Below are 13,326 nucleotides of genomic sequence, written 5' to 3' on the forward strand. Positions count from 1 at the left end.
GTCCACCACCATGGCGGTTCACGGACCGCCGCCGGGCCGGTGGCGGGCCGCGGCGGCCGAAATTCCTCCGCACGGACCACCCTGCGGCGTGTCGGCCAGGGGCCGCACGGGGGGTGCGGGTAGTACCCCGACCGCACAGGTCCGCCGGATTGACCGTGGTGGCGCGTCAGGCTCCGGCAGCCCGCTCTCCCGCCGGGCCGGTTCACTCCGTCGTCTCGTTCCGTGCCGACGAGCCGCCGTGGGAACTCGGTGGAGTCGGCCCCGCACCGACCAGGAGCGGCAATGGGTTCAGTTGACCGGCAATTCGTCGTTCTCCCGTCGGGAAGCTGTGCCCATCAAGGTACGGGCGACGTCTTCCAGGGATGCGAGCAGCGGGTCGACGGGTGCGGAGTTCCCTGTCGACGGAGGGGCTTCGCAGCTCTAGGTGCTCCGAACGCGCAGGTTCGCCGGGCCGGTCGGGCCGCGGTTGGCAGGCCCGCGGGCGGCGCCCTGTTCGCCCACTGACGGCGTGCCAGTTCACCTGCCGGGTGGGCGGGTTCGCGGGACCGGGGTGGACGTGGGGCAGGATCTTGATTACGGTCCATCATCAAACCTATTTCAGGACTATCACACCTACAGGTGAGTCCAACGGGGAGAAGGAGCCGGATCCTTGGCCGCACACCGCCGTCCCAAGCAGCCCAGCCGCGCGCGGGTCTCCGTGCTCACCGGTGCCGCCGCGACCGCGGTCGCCCTGACCGCCCAGGTCAGCGCACACGCCGCGCCCGCCCAGCCGGGCAAGGACGAGGTGAAGGCCCAGGTCGACAAGCTCCTCGAGGAGCAGGAGCAGGCGGCCGAGCGGTACAACGGCGCCAAGGAGCGGGCCGACCAGCTCCGCAAGCAAGCCGACCAACTGCAGGACCAGGTGGCCCGGGGGCAGGGCCAGCTGACCGAACTGGCCGCGGGCCTGGCGGCGGTCGCCGCCGACGAGTACCGCCAGGGCGGCGTCGACCCCTCGATGCAGCTGATGCTCTCCGCCGACCCGGACGAGTACCTGGCCCGGGCGTCCGGCTTCGAACAGGCCGTCAGCACCCAGGCGGACACCCTCAAGGCGCTCAAGGACCAGCAGCGCCGGCTGGACCAGCAGAAGCAGGAGGCCGCCGCGGTGCTCGCCGAACTGGACGCCTCCACGCAGACGCTGAACGGCGCCAAGGACGAGGTGCAGCACAAGCTCCAGGAGGCGCAGCGGCTGCTCAGCAGCCTCAGCGTCGCGGACCGCACCGCGATCCTCCGCGGCACCGACGGCTCCGCCTCCCGCAGCTCCGCCCGCATCGACCCGTCCACCCTGCCCCCGGCCAGCGGCTACGCCGCGACCGCGGTGCGGACCGCCCTCGACCAGCAGGGCGACCCGTACAAGTGGGCCACGACCGGACCGGACACCTTCGACTGCTCCGGCCTGATGGTCTTCGCGTACGCGAAGGCGGGTGTCTCGCTGCCGCGGACCTCGCAGGAGCAGGCCACCGTCGGCACCAACGTCGGCACCGACTGGCACAACGCCCAGCCCGGCGACCTGGTGATCTACCACGGCGACCGCAGCCACGTCGGCATGTACATCGGCAACGGCCTGGTGGTCCACGCGCCGCGCGCCGGGGACGTGGTCAAGACGATGCAGGTCGACGCCATCCAGATCTCCACCATCCGCCGGGTGTGAGCCCCGCCGGGTGCGAGGCCCGCACACGCAAATGCTGCCCAAGTGGGGCGAACTGAAGGAAGCTCGGGTGCGTCCCTCTCCCCGAAGGACGGATTGCTTCGGACAGGGAGGACCACAGCGTGAGGACCAACAAGGGCCAGCTGAGCCGCCGGACGGTGCTGGGGATGGGCGCCGGGACGGTTGCGGCCGCCGCGGTGTCGGCGGGCGGGACGGCGTACGCCGCGACCGCGACGCCGCAGCGAACGCCCGCGCCCGACGTCACCCGGGCGCTGGCCGGGCTCGAACGCGAACACTCCGCCAGGCTCGGCGTGTTCGCCCGGAACACGGTCACCGGCGCGCAGGTGCTGTACCGCGCGCACGAGCTGTTCCCGATCTGTTCCGTACACAAGATCGTGACGGCCGCGGCCGTCCTGCGCGACCTGGACCACCACGGCGAGTTCCTCGCCCGCCGCATCCGGTACACCGCCGAGGACGTCTCCGCCGCGGGGTACGCGCCGATCACGGGCACTCCCGAGCATCTGGCATCCGGCCTGACGGTCGCCGAACTCTGCGTCGCGGCCCTCGACTACAGCGACAACGCCGCCGACAACCTCCTGCTCCGCGAGCTCGGTGGCCCGGCGGCCGTCGGCCGGTTCTGCAGGTCCGTCGGGGACGGCGTGACCCGCCTGGACCGCTGGGAGCCCGCGCTGAACTCCGCCGAGCCGGGGCGCGTCACCGACACCACCACCCCGGCCGCCATCGCGACGACGCTCACGGCGCTCGTCCTCGGCGGCGCGCTGACCTCCAGGGACCGCCGCCGGCTCACCGACTGGATGCTCGCCAACACCACCGGCGCCGCCCGCCTGCGCGCCGGCCTGCCCCAGCCGTGGGCCCTCGCGGACAAGACCGGCACCGGGGACTACGGAACCACCAACGACGTCGGCGTCGCCTGGACCGCCGACGGCGCTCCGGTGGTCCTGTCCGTGCTGTCCACCAAGACCGACCCGCACGCCCCCGCCGACGAACCCCTGATCGCCCGCACCGCCGCCCTGCTGGTGCCGGCCCTGACCTGACGCGCGGCCGCGGCCCGCGGTTACAGCTTCGGCTACGACTGCAGGAGGACGAGCAGCTCGGTGCCCGGCACCAGCTTCCGGTTGACGGAGGTGGACTGGACGAACACCGTGAACGCCGGATTGTCGCCCGGCTTGACCGTGGTCTCCGCCGCCGGCAGGCCGAGGAGCCGGCGGGCCGCCGGGCCGGAGAACACCCGGCCGGTCATCCGGCCGGTGGCCGGGTCCTTCTCCGCGACGGCGAGCTGCTTGCTGGCCTGGATCTTCTCGCGCTTGGACAGCTCGTAGAAGGCGCAGCCGGTCCGGTACGCGTGACCGGCGCCGGTCACGAAGTCCCGGATCGGCAGCGGCCGGTCGACCGGGACCAGGCGGTACGTGCCGGTGTCCAGGGCGTCGAGGTTGGCGCTGACGTCGGCGGTGCTGAGGTCCTGGCCCATGGCGAACAGGTTCCTGGTGCCGCGTACGCCCTTCTCGCGGCCGCGCAGGAAGCTGGTGGCCGCCGACTTCACGGTGCCGATGGCCTCCTCGACGCCCTCGCTGGAGTCCGCGTCCCAGATCGCGATGTTGCCCGCGGGGAAGCCGTACTCCTGGGCGGTCCGCTTGGCCAGCGAGTTCGGGACCAGGATCGCCGAGGTCCAGTGGTCGGGGAGGTCGTCCATGGCCCGCCGGATGCGGTCCATCCAGGTGCGCAGGACCGCGGCGCCCCGGCTGCCGGCCATCCTGACGTGCATCTTCCCGGTCTCCGAGCAGCCGGACGCGTTCTCCTCGCCGTCGGTGACGACGACCTGGAGGAACGAGTGCTCCCCGTACCCCTCCCAGATGTTCTTCAGGTCGTCGACGGACTTCACGGCCGCCTCGATCAGCGCCGTCGCACCGTTGTCGACGCGGTAGAGGCCCTGGAGCGACGGCAGGTGCTTGACGTCCATGTCCCAGACCAGGTTCTGCACCTCGTGGTCGAAGGCGTACAGGCTGATGCGGGTCTCGTGCCCGAGCCGGTCGGACTCCTCCTGAAGGCCCTTCACGAACTCGTCCACCACCCGGACGAGCTGCGCCTCGTGCTGCCGCATCGAACCGGACCTGTCGACCACGAGCGAAACATGGTTCACCTTGTGGCTGATCCTCTGCGCAGACATGGCTGTCCCCCTCTTTCCGACGCCCTTTTCCGGCACCATTTCCGGTGCCCTCTCCAGCGTTGTTCCCACACTATGAGCAGGCACTGACAACCGACCCCGACCAGGGAATCTCCGGACTGCCGAACGCCCTCACGCCGGAATTGCACAGACACAAAAGGACGCTGACGGATTATCGGGCGATGGCCGGCCGGCCGGAGCGGACTCCGGACCCGGGCACGCGAAGGCGCCACGGTGGAATGGGTGCGAGGATGCGGGGATGTACAGGTATCTGACCGTTCGCTCGGACCGCCGCTACAGCGGGAGCGTTGCGACCTGCGCGCTGGTGGAGCACCTGGACTCGGTGCCGGGCCTCCGGAAGGCCGACTCGGCCTTCTACCGGGCCGAGGACGGCTTCGACTGGCTCCACGTGACCTTGGCGGCGTGCGACGCTGCCGGGAACCACTCCGCCCATGCCGGCCGGGTTCCGCGGCGGGTCACCATGGTCGAGCTGATCTGCTCCTCGGCGGGCGGCCACCCCGCCTACCGAGCCGCCCGGGAGGTGGCTGCGGGGATCGCCGACCTGCTCGGCTGGGAGGTGGCCGACTCCGAGAGCGACGAGGTCCTGTACTCCGCACGGGCTGCCGCCGTTCCGGCGGCTGCGCGGACGGCACCGCGGACCTCCTGACGGGCGGGCAGGAGGTCCGCGGGCCGGCGGGGGTCAGGCGCGGCAGCGCAGCATCGTCAGCGGTGGGTTGGCGGCGTAGTCGTCCCAGAACTCCTGGCCGTTACTCGCGCACGCCTCCGGCGGAGACCTCCAGGGGGACCCAGGTGAGCTCGTCGAAGCCGGCCGCCCGCAGGCTGCTCTCGTAGACCCGGCGGCTGGGCGGGTTGGCGACGAAGGAGATCGGCGGGTCGAGCAGTGCGGTGATCCGCACCCGCGGTCCGATCTCGGTCTCCTCGCCGAGCGGTTCGCACAGGAAGCCGTACTTGGCCAGGGACGGTCCGCCGAATCGGAAGTCCGGGTGCTGGGCGAAGGCGAAGAACTCGGCCCCGGGTGCGAGGCTGCGGTGGATGTTGCGGCACATCCGCTCGATGGTGGCGACGTCCTGGGCGTAGTTGAACAGCTGGACCGCGACCGCGAGGTCGAAGGGCCGCTCGAAGCTGCGCAGTTCGGCCACGTCGCCGACCTCGTAGTCCACACCCAGCGGGTCGCGGTCCTCGAGCGCCCGGGCCGCGTCGACCATGGCGGTGGAGATGTCGACGCCCAGGACACGGGATGCCCCGCGGCGCTTGAACTCCCGGCTGTAGAAGCCCGTTCCGGAGGCCAGGTCGAGGATCGACCTGCCTCGCACGTCACCGACGAGGGCGAGGAACCCGGGCACCTCGGCGTGGCGTGCGAGCGGGAGGGTCTTGAAGCCCTCGAAGGATTCGCCGATCTCGTCGTAGAGCTGACCGCTCATCGTCCTGTTCCCCCTGTGTCTCGGCGCCGGGCCTCCGGATCGGGCCGCGCCCCCTGACCGGAAGTCTCCCGCTCGCTGGCCGGAGCGGTGTACTGGCCGAATCCCCAAACAACTTGGGGTTGTGGGCGGTTCGGTCTTCGTTTTCGTATCGGAGCGGCCACCCCCACGACACCGGCGCGTACGGCGGCGCCGGGCGGGCGGTCACGGCCCGGCGGGCCCGGACGGACGGCCGTGCCGTTCCTGCCAGGCGGCCGCCCGTCTCAGCTTCTCCTCGCTCAGGCCGGTCATCGCGACCACCCGCTCGTACATCTCCTCGTCGTCCAGCTTCCCCAGCAGCCGCACGGCCCGGACGATCTGCCCGGACCACAGCTCCTCGGTGACGAACGGGCGGTGCTGGTAGAGGGCGGCGAGTTCGACCAGGTGGGCCTCCCCGCAGGCACGCAGCAGGCGCTCACCGTCGAACCGCATGTCCCCGGCGACCGCGGAGGAGTCCGGCACGCGCAGCACCACCAGCTCGGGCAGCGGCACCACGGCGCCGCACCGGTCGCACAGCTCCGGTCCGCCGCCGGCGCCGGATCCGCCCGTACCACCGAGTCCGTCCACCTCTCCGGTCTACGCCCGGCGCCTCGCGCACGCTACCGGGGGCCCGCCGGCGGAGCGGCGGCCGTGGGTGGCGGCCCGCGCCGGCCGCCCGGCCGGTCAGATGGTGGCGGTGTCGATGACGAAGCGGTAGCGGACGTCGCCGGCGAGGACCCGCTCGTAGGCTTCGTTGACCTGCTCGGCGCGGATCAGTTCGATCTCGGCCGCCACCCCGTGTTCGGCGCAGAAGTCGAGCATCTCCTGGGTTTCGGCGATGCCGCCGATGCCCGAACTGCTCAGGCTGCGGCGCCGGCCGTTCAGCGATCCGAGTTCGATCTGCACCGGCTCCTCCGGGAGGCCGAGGTTGACCATGGTCCCGTCGGTGCGCAGCAGTGCGAGGTGGGCGGCGTGGTCGAGCGGCGCGGAGACGGTGTTGAGGATCAGGTCGAAGCTGCGCGCGAGCCGGTCGAAGGTCGCCGGGTCGCCGGTCGCGTGGTAGTGGTCGGCGCCCAGCCGCAGGCCGTCGTCCCGTTTGCGCAGGGACTGTGAGAGGACGGTGACCTCGGCGCCGAGCGCGTGCGCGATCTTCACGGCGACGTGGCCGAGTCCGCCGAAGCCGATCACCGCGATGTGCCGGCCCGGGCCCGCGTTCCAGTGCCGCAGCGGCGAGTAGGTGGTGATCCCCGCGCACAGCAGGGGGGCGGCCGCGTCCAGCGGGAGGGCGTCGGGGATGCGGACGACGTAGTTCTCGTCGACGACCACGCTCTGCGAGTAGCCGCCGTAGGTGGGCTGCCCGTCCTTGCCGACCGCGTTGTACGTCCAGACCGGGACCAGGTCGCAGTACTGCTCCAGCCCGGCCTTGCAGTTCTCGCACTCGCGGCAGGAGTCGACCATGCAGCCGACCCCGACCCGGTCGCCGGTGCGGAATCCGGTCACGCCCGGGCCGGTTCCGGCGACGACGCCGGCGATCTCGTGCCCGGGCACCATCGGGAAGATCGCCTCGCCCCAGCCCTCGCGGACCTGGTGGATGTCGGAGTGGCAGATGCCGACGAACGTGATGTCGATCAGCACGTCGCGCTCGCCGACCGCGCGCCGCTCGACGGTCGTGCGCTCGAGCGGGGCCTTGGCGGCGGGTGCGGCGTAGGCGGCGACGGTGGCCATGGGGTACCTGCCCTTCACTGCTGCGGATCGGTACGGTCTGCCCGGTTCCGGGCCCGGCACCCCGGGCCCGCTCCCCCCTCCATTGTCCGTGGCACCGCCTGCTCGGCGACCGGTCCGCGGGGGCGTTCACTCGCCCCAGAAGGAGGATGCCGCGTCGCGTTCCAGGGCGGTCACGCCGTCGGTGCGGCGTTCGCGGAGCAGTTCACCGCCGCACGAGTAGCGGGGCGCCGCGGCGTCCGAGCGGGCGGCCCGTTCCACGATGGCGTCGACGAGCGAGCGGACCATGGTGAGCCGGGGGTAGGCGGCGTGGATCTGCTGTTCCCACGGAGTGACGATCTCCGCGTTGCGCCCGAAGTCGATGCCCACGCCCCCGCGGGTGAGGTGGCTCAGCAGGCCGCGGCGTTCGGCGATGCCGGGCGAGGTGTGCAGGGCGATCGCCTCCCACACCCGGTCGATGTCGGCCTCCGGGACGTGGTGCTGCCGCAGCAGGCCGGCCGCCAGGTCGGCGCCCTCCACCTCGAAGCGGGCGTTGCCCTCGGCGAGGTCCCCGGTGCCCAGGTCGTGCAGGACGGTGGCGGCGAACAGCAGGTCCCGGTCGTAGGCGGCGTCCGTGAGGCAGCCCTCGTGCGCGGCGAGGAGCTCGGCGAAGAAGAAGCTGCGCACGCTGTGATGGGCCACCGCCGGGGTCTCGGTGGTCCGTACCGTCGTGAGGATGGCCTCGGCCAGGGGGCCGGCGGGCAGGTCGAGTGAGAAGTGGTCGAGTGAGAAGTCCATGCCCGCAGGCTACGAACCGCGGCCCGGGCCTCGACAGTGGCACGCGGGTCGCCGGTCGCTAGGATCGTGCCATGTCGACCGCTCACGGGCACCGGGTCGCGGTGCTGGCCCTGCCGGGGGTCCTGTTGCTGGACCTCGGCATCCCGGTGCAGGCCTTCGGGACGGACCCGCACTACCGGGTGGCCGTCTGCGCCGATCCGTCGGCCGGACCGGTCCGCAGTGGCGGGTTCACCGTCGCCGCGCCCGAGGGGCTGGAGGCGTTGCGGGACGCCGATACGGTCGTGGTTCCGGGCTACGAGGATCCGGACGCCCCGCTGCCCGCGGCGGCGCTGTCGGCGATCCGCTCGGCGCACGCGGGCGGGGCGCGGCTGGTCTCGATCTGCACGGGGGCGTTCGCGCTGGCGGCCGCCGGGCTGCTGGACGGGCGTCCCGCCACCACCCACTGGCGGGACGCCGCAGCGCTGCAGCGCCGGTACCCCCTGGTCGACGTCCGGCCGAACCAGCTCTACGTCGACGACGGCGACATCCTCACCTCCGCCGGAGTGACCGCCGGCGTGGACCTGTGCCTGCACGTCATCCGCCGCGACTACGGCGCCGCCGCCGCCAACGCACGCGCCCGCGCGCTCGTCGCACCGCCCCGACGCCACGGCGGCCAGGCGCAGTTCATCGAACGCCTCCGGCCGGCCGGCCGCAGCGAGGAGCTGGCTCCGGTCCGCGCCTGGATGCTCGGAAACCTGGCGCGGCGTCAGACGGTGGACGAGCTGGCACACCGCGCACACATGTCCCGCCGGACGTTCATCCGCCGCTTCCAGCAGGAGACCGACACCTCGCCGATGGCCTGGCTGACCGCGGCCCGCCTCGACTGGGCGCGCGAGCTGCTGGAGACCACCACGACCCCCGTCGAACAGGTCGCCCGGCTCAGCGGCCTGGGCAGCCCCGCCGCCTTCCGGGCGGCCTTCCGCCGCCACGTCGGCACCTCCCCCGCGGAGTACCGCGCCACCTTCCAGGCCCGGTGACCGCACTGCGGCCCGCGGCCCGGCCGCCGAGGGCCGCCGATCCGGTCGCCCGGTCCGCCGGTCAGGTCCCCGGTCCGCCGGTCCCCGAGCACGCGGCGGGCCGGGAGGCGCCGCCCCGCCCCGGATCCACCCGGATCCGCACCGGAGGGGTCCGGGACGGCGGACACCTCTCCTGCACCACGCTGCGGGAGCGCGGCGCGGCCGACCAGTCGCAGCGTTCGCGCAGCGACCGTGACGGGCACGCGGCGGCCACGCGCCGCACTGCCCGGACCGGTCCTCCGTCGCTCGACGGCAGGCCGGACGGAGCCCGCAGACCCGGGCCGGATCGACCCGCCGGCCCTCCCCCGCCCCGCGTCCCCACGGCCGCCCCGGAAGGCCCCCCGGAGGCCCGAACCCACTCCGCCACCGGCCGCCTGACTCCGCGTCCGCCCGCACCACGGTCCGGTCGGCGCAGGCCCGGGCCGCCGCCCTGCCCGACCGGGCTTGACGCGGCAGCGGCGCACCGCGAAGGTGAGCCGCACGATTGCCATGTCACGCGTGCCATGGCACCGGGCTGGCGGCAGCCGTCGGCCCCGCCACCGGCGGGGCGGTCGGGCCGCCGGGCGAGGGGGACCACGAGGAGGGCCAGTGGAGTTGGAGCTTCGGCACCTGCGGGTGCTGTGCGCGATTGCGGACACCGGCAGTGTGGGCCGGGCGGCCGCGGCGCTCGGCGCCTCGCAGCCGGCGACCAGTACCCAGCTGCGCCGGATCGAGCGGCACCTGGGCGCTCCCCTGTTCGAGCGGGCGGCCTCGGGGGTGGTCCCGACCTGCTTCGGCGTCGAGGTGCTCGCGGCGGCGCGCGATGTGCTGGCCCGCGCCGACGGTCTGGGCCGCCGGGGGGTGGACGAGTCCGCGCAGGCCACCACGCCACTGCGGCTGGCCGCGACACTCAGTCCCGTCCTGCCCGGGCTGCTCTCCCGGGCCCGGCGGCAGCGGCCGGACCTCCGGCTGACGGTCAGCAGCGTCTACCGTTCCTCGGACATCGTCGAACTGCTCGAACAGGGCGGTGCGGACGCCGCGTTGGCGGTGGACTACCCCGGACGGGAGCTGCGGCACTCGCCCGCACTCGCTCATCGGAGCATCGTCACGGAGCCGACCTTCGTGGCGCTGCCGGCTGGCCACCGCCTCAGGCACCACACCGAGATCGCGTTGGCCGATCTGGCGGGTGAGACCTGGTTCCTGACACCGGACGACGGGGCGGGCTGGCACGAGGTGTTCCGGGGTGCCTGTGCGGCAGCCGGGTTCACCCCGGCGACGGTGCACGAATTCCTCGGCGGGCGGCTGGAGTTGCAGGAGCTGATCGCCGCCGGCCTGGGGATCTCCGTGGTCCAGGCGACCACGCGGCCGCTCGTCGAGGTGGTGGTCAAGCCGCTCGCGGGTACGCCGATCTGGTTCCGGCAGCTGCTGGTCTGGCGGCCGGCGGCGGTGAGTGACGGGGTGGTGGAGACGCTGTACGGTGCGGCGACCGCCGCCTACCGGGGGCTGGTCGCCGGTTCGCCGCACTTCCGCGCCTGGGCCGCCCGCACCTACCGCCCGTCGGGGCCCACGGGCCCCTGAGGCCGGCCGGCCCTCGCCGCCGCCCCACCGCCCCGCCGCCACCGGGGTCGCCCTCCCCGGTCCGCCCCGGCACGGGCTCCTCCGCCATGGCCCCGTAAAGGTGTTATGCCGGACCGCAGTGATGTCATATGACCTGTGACATTGTTCTGTCCTCGACCCGGTGCCAGGATTCACCGCGTCACCCCGTTCACCGCGTCACCCCCTGGCTCCACCCCTGACGCCCGGTGAACTCCCCCACAGGACAAGGACCGCAGTGCGCATTCGCATATCGCACACCACCCTCGTGGCCGGCGTGGTCGCCGGCTGCGCCACCGCCGCGACCCTGATACCGGTCTCGGCGTTCGCCGCGCCGGCTTCGCCCGCGCCCGTCCGGGCCGCCGCCTCCCCCGCCTCCACCGCCGTCCCTCAGCCGCTCGGCCCCACGGTGTCGACCGCCTCGGACGGAGCCGCCCCGGTCGCCGCCCCGCTGCCGCCGGCCCTGCTCGGCCAGGTGGTGATGGGTCAGCCCGCGGGCACGGCCTACCAGACCACGCCCCGCCCGTCCAGGTCGGCGAGCGGCGCCCCGGCCGCGAAGCCCGCCGCACGGTCGGCCCTCGCCGCACCGGGCGCCGCCACCGCCGCGGACGCGCAGAGCTGTACCCCGGCCGACTTCGGCAGCCGCAGCGGCGCCGACCTGGTCACCTTCCTCAAGTCCTCGACCACGGACTGCGTCAACACGCTGTTCAACGTCACCGGCACCGATGCGGGCAACATCTTCAAGCAGTCGAAGATGCTCACCGTCGCCAACGCCTTCCAGAACCTGGCGGCCGGCTACAGCGGCGACAACGAGTCCTCGATCCTGCAGCTGGTGCTCTTCCTGCGGGCCGGCTACTACGTCCAGTCCTACAACCCCGGTTCGGTCGGCAGCTACGACTCGACCCTCACCAACGCCACCAAGGCCGCGCTGGACGCCTTCTTCGCGAGCGCCCACCGGAGCGACGTCAGCGACGCCAACGGCACCGTGCTCAAGGAGGTGCTGATCCTCACCGACAGCGCCAACCTGCAGGCCAAGTACCTGAACGTCTACCAGCAGGTGCTGAGCGGGTACAACAACTCGTACAACACGTTCCCCAAGATGGTCAACGCGGTCAACGCGGTGCTCTCCTCGCCGCTGTGGCGGGCCAACTGGAACCCGGACTTCGTCGGCGCGGTCAGCGCCGATCCGGCCATCGTCAGCGTGCTGGGGCGGTTCGCACTCGACCACCAGGACCTGCTCGGCGGCCCGAACGCCTTCCTGGACATCAACGCCGGCAACGACCTGTCCAGGATGGCCGGCGACAACGCCACCATCGAGGCCGTGGCCAAGCCGTTGGTCAAGCAGGTGCTCGACGCCACCCAGATCCTCGGCCGCACCGGCCCGCTGTACGTGCACACCGCCTACCAGGCCAACGCCTTCGACCCCGGGCAGTGCTCGTACTACAAGACCTGCGACCTGACCGCGAAGCTCACCGCGACCGTGCTGCCGAACCAACTGGTCTGCGACAACCGCACCATCGTCACCGAGGCGCTCTCCCCGGCCGACCTGGCCGCGGTCTGCACCAGCCTGCGCGGCGAGGACTCCTTCTTCCACAACCTGGTCAAGGACAACGGCCCGGTCCCGAACCAGTACGACAAGACCATCACGCTGGCGGTCTTCGCCAACCAGGCCGACTACCTCACCTACTCCTGGGCGATCTACGGCAACTCCACCGACAACGGCGGCCAGACCGTGATGGACCCGACCGACCCCAACAACCAGGCCGTGTCGGTGATGTACCAGAAGTCGTGGAACGACAGCTTCCCCGCCAACGTGTGGAACCTCAACCACGAGTACACCCACTACCTCGACGGCATCTACGACATGAAGGGCAACTTCGGGGCCGAGATCTCCGTGCCCGACATCTGGTGGATCGAGGGCGTCGCCGAGTACGAGTCCTACACCTACCGCGGCCTCACCGACACCCAGGCGATGTCCGAGGCGGCCAAGCACACCTACAAGCTCAGCACCATCTTCCAGAACACCTACGGCAACTCGGACTCGACCCGGGTCTACCCGTGGGGGTACCTCGCCGTCCGGTACATGTTCGAGAAGCACCCCGCCGACATCTACGCCATGCTCGGCCACTTCCGCACCGGTGACTACGCCGGCGGTTACGCGGTCTACAACTCCCTCGGCACCCGCTACGACGCCGACTTCGACAGCTGGCTGACCGCCTGCGCCGCCGGCGCCTGCTTCGCCGCGGGCCCGACCGCGCTGTTCGACCAGTCGGTGAGCGGCGGTACCGTCACGCTGTCCGACACCTCGGTGCAGACCGGGCCCGGCCGGATCACCTCGTGGCACTGGACCTTCGGTGACGGAAGCTCCTCCGACCTGCGCAACCCGAGCCACACCTACGCGGCCGCCGGCACCTACACCGTCGCGCTGACCGTCACCGACGACACCGGCCGCAGCGCCTCCACCCCGACCTCCGTCACCGTCACCACCGGCGGCCCGGTCACCCTGCCCACCTGCACCGACCAGCGGGCCGACGCGATGGGCCAGAACTGCTCCCGGGCGGGCCGCGCCGCGACCGCCGGCAACCTCGACTACCTGTACATCTACCTGCCCGCGGGCACCAGCACCCTGAAGGTCACCACCTCCGGCGGCACCGGCACCGCGGCCCTGTACTACAACCCGGACATCTGGGCCTCGCCGAAGGCCTTCACCGCCTCCTCGACCGCTCCCGGCACCACCCAGTCCCTCACCGTCACCAACCCGACGGCGGGCTACCGCTACCTCAGCCTGTACGCCGTCACGGACTTCAGCGGCGTCACCATCAGCACCCAGTTCTGAGGTCGGCCCCTGCCCACCCCGGGCGGTCACGGGCGCGCTCC

11 protein-coding genes are annotated in these 13,326 nt (G+C 72.4%); 6 read left to right on the plus strand and 5 right to left on the minus strand.

Features of this window, described 5'->3' with window-relative positions:
- The first annotated feature begins 649 nt into the window (after window positions 1-649).
- Both AB0D08_RS30795 and bla read left to right on the plus strand, forming a co-directional pair.
- Complete coding sequence (locus AB0D08_RS30795; protein WP_033819563.1) at window positions 650-1,687, plus strand: C40 family peptidase; 1,038 nt, start codon at window positions 650-652, stop codon at window positions 1,685-1,687.
- Between the two features lie 164 nt (window positions 1,688-1,851).
- Complete coding sequence (gene bla, locus AB0D08_RS30800) at window positions 1,852-2,739, plus strand: class A beta-lactamase (RefSeq protein WP_359893499.1); 888 nt, start codon at window positions 1,852-1,854, stop codon at window positions 2,737-2,739.
- Window positions 2,740-2,771: 32 nt separating this feature from the next.
- Here bla and AB0D08_RS30805 read toward each other — a convergent pair whose 3' ends face one another.
- A complete protein-coding gene (locus tag AB0D08_RS30805) occupies window positions 2,772-3,869 on the minus strand; it encodes a vWA domain-containing protein (protein WP_033819561.1) in 1,098 nt (365 codons plus the stop codon).
- A 256-nt stretch (window positions 3,870-4,125) separates the two neighbouring features.
- Between AB0D08_RS30805 and AB0D08_RS30810 the strand changes: the two genes are divergently transcribed.
- Window positions 4,126-4,533 (plus strand): hypothetical protein, encoded by a 408-nt coding sequence (locus AB0D08_RS30810; protein ID WP_033819560.1) that lies wholly within the window; start codon window positions 4,126-4,128, stop codon window positions 4,531-4,533.
- 100 nt (window positions 4,534-4,633) lie between these two features.
- Here AB0D08_RS30810 and AB0D08_RS30815 read toward each other — a convergent pair whose 3' ends face one another.
- The 4 genes from AB0D08_RS30815 to AB0D08_RS30830 all read right to left on the minus strand — a co-directional run bounded on the left by AB0D08_RS30815 (window position 4,634) and on the right by AB0D08_RS30830 (window position 7,822).
- A complete protein-coding gene (locus AB0D08_RS30815; RefSeq protein ID WP_359893491.1) occupies window positions 4,634-5,308 on the minus strand; it encodes a class I SAM-dependent methyltransferase in 675 nt (224 codons plus the stop codon).
- A 201-nt stretch (window positions 5,309-5,509) separates the two neighbouring features.
- The gene (locus tag AB0D08_RS30820; protein WP_051812085.1) at window positions 5,510-5,911 is read right to left on the minus strand and encodes a hypothetical protein; all 402 of its coding nucleotides are present in this window, start codon (window positions 5,909-5,911) and stop codon (window positions 5,510-5,512) included.
- Between the two features lie 96 nt (window positions 5,912-6,007).
- Complete coding sequence (locus AB0D08_RS30825) at window positions 6,008-7,048, minus strand: NAD(P)-dependent alcohol dehydrogenase (RefSeq protein WP_033819558.1); 1,041 nt, start codon at window positions 7,046-7,048, stop codon at window positions 6,008-6,010.
- A gap of 126 nt (window positions 7,049-7,174) precedes the next feature.
- The gene (locus tag AB0D08_RS30830) at window positions 7,175-7,822 is read right to left on the minus strand and encodes an HD domain-containing protein (RefSeq protein ID WP_359893494.1); all 648 of its coding nucleotides are present in this window, start codon (window positions 7,820-7,822) and stop codon (window positions 7,175-7,177) included.
- 71 nt (window positions 7,823-7,893) lie between these two features.
- On the opposite strand from AB0D08_RS30830, the gene AB0D08_RS30835 reads away from it, so the two are divergent.
- From AB0D08_RS30835 to AB0D08_RS30845, 3 genes are all read left to right on the plus strand, one after another.
- Window positions 7,894-8,838, plus strand: coding sequence for a helix-turn-helix domain-containing protein (locus tag AB0D08_RS30835; RefSeq protein ID WP_033819556.1), 945 nt, complete (start codon window positions 7,894-7,896; stop codon window positions 8,836-8,838).
- Window positions 8,839-9,465: 627 nt separating this feature from the next.
- Window positions 9,466-10,434 (plus strand): LysR family transcriptional regulator, encoded by a 969-nt coding sequence (locus AB0D08_RS30840; RefSeq protein ID WP_359893496.1) that lies wholly within the window; start codon window positions 9,466-9,468, stop codon window positions 10,432-10,434.
- A 253-nt stretch (window positions 10,435-10,687) separates the two neighbouring features.
- A complete protein-coding gene (locus AB0D08_RS30845) occupies window positions 10,688-13,285 on the plus strand; it encodes a collagenase (RefSeq protein WP_359893497.1) in 2,598 nt (865 codons plus the stop codon).
- Window positions 13,286-13,326: the final 41 nt, after the last annotated feature.

Source organism: Kitasatospora sp. NPDC048540 (genome assembly GCF_040651175.1).
Classification (GTDB): Bacteria; Actinomycetota; Actinomycetes; order Streptomycetales; family Streptomycetaceae; genus Kitasatospora.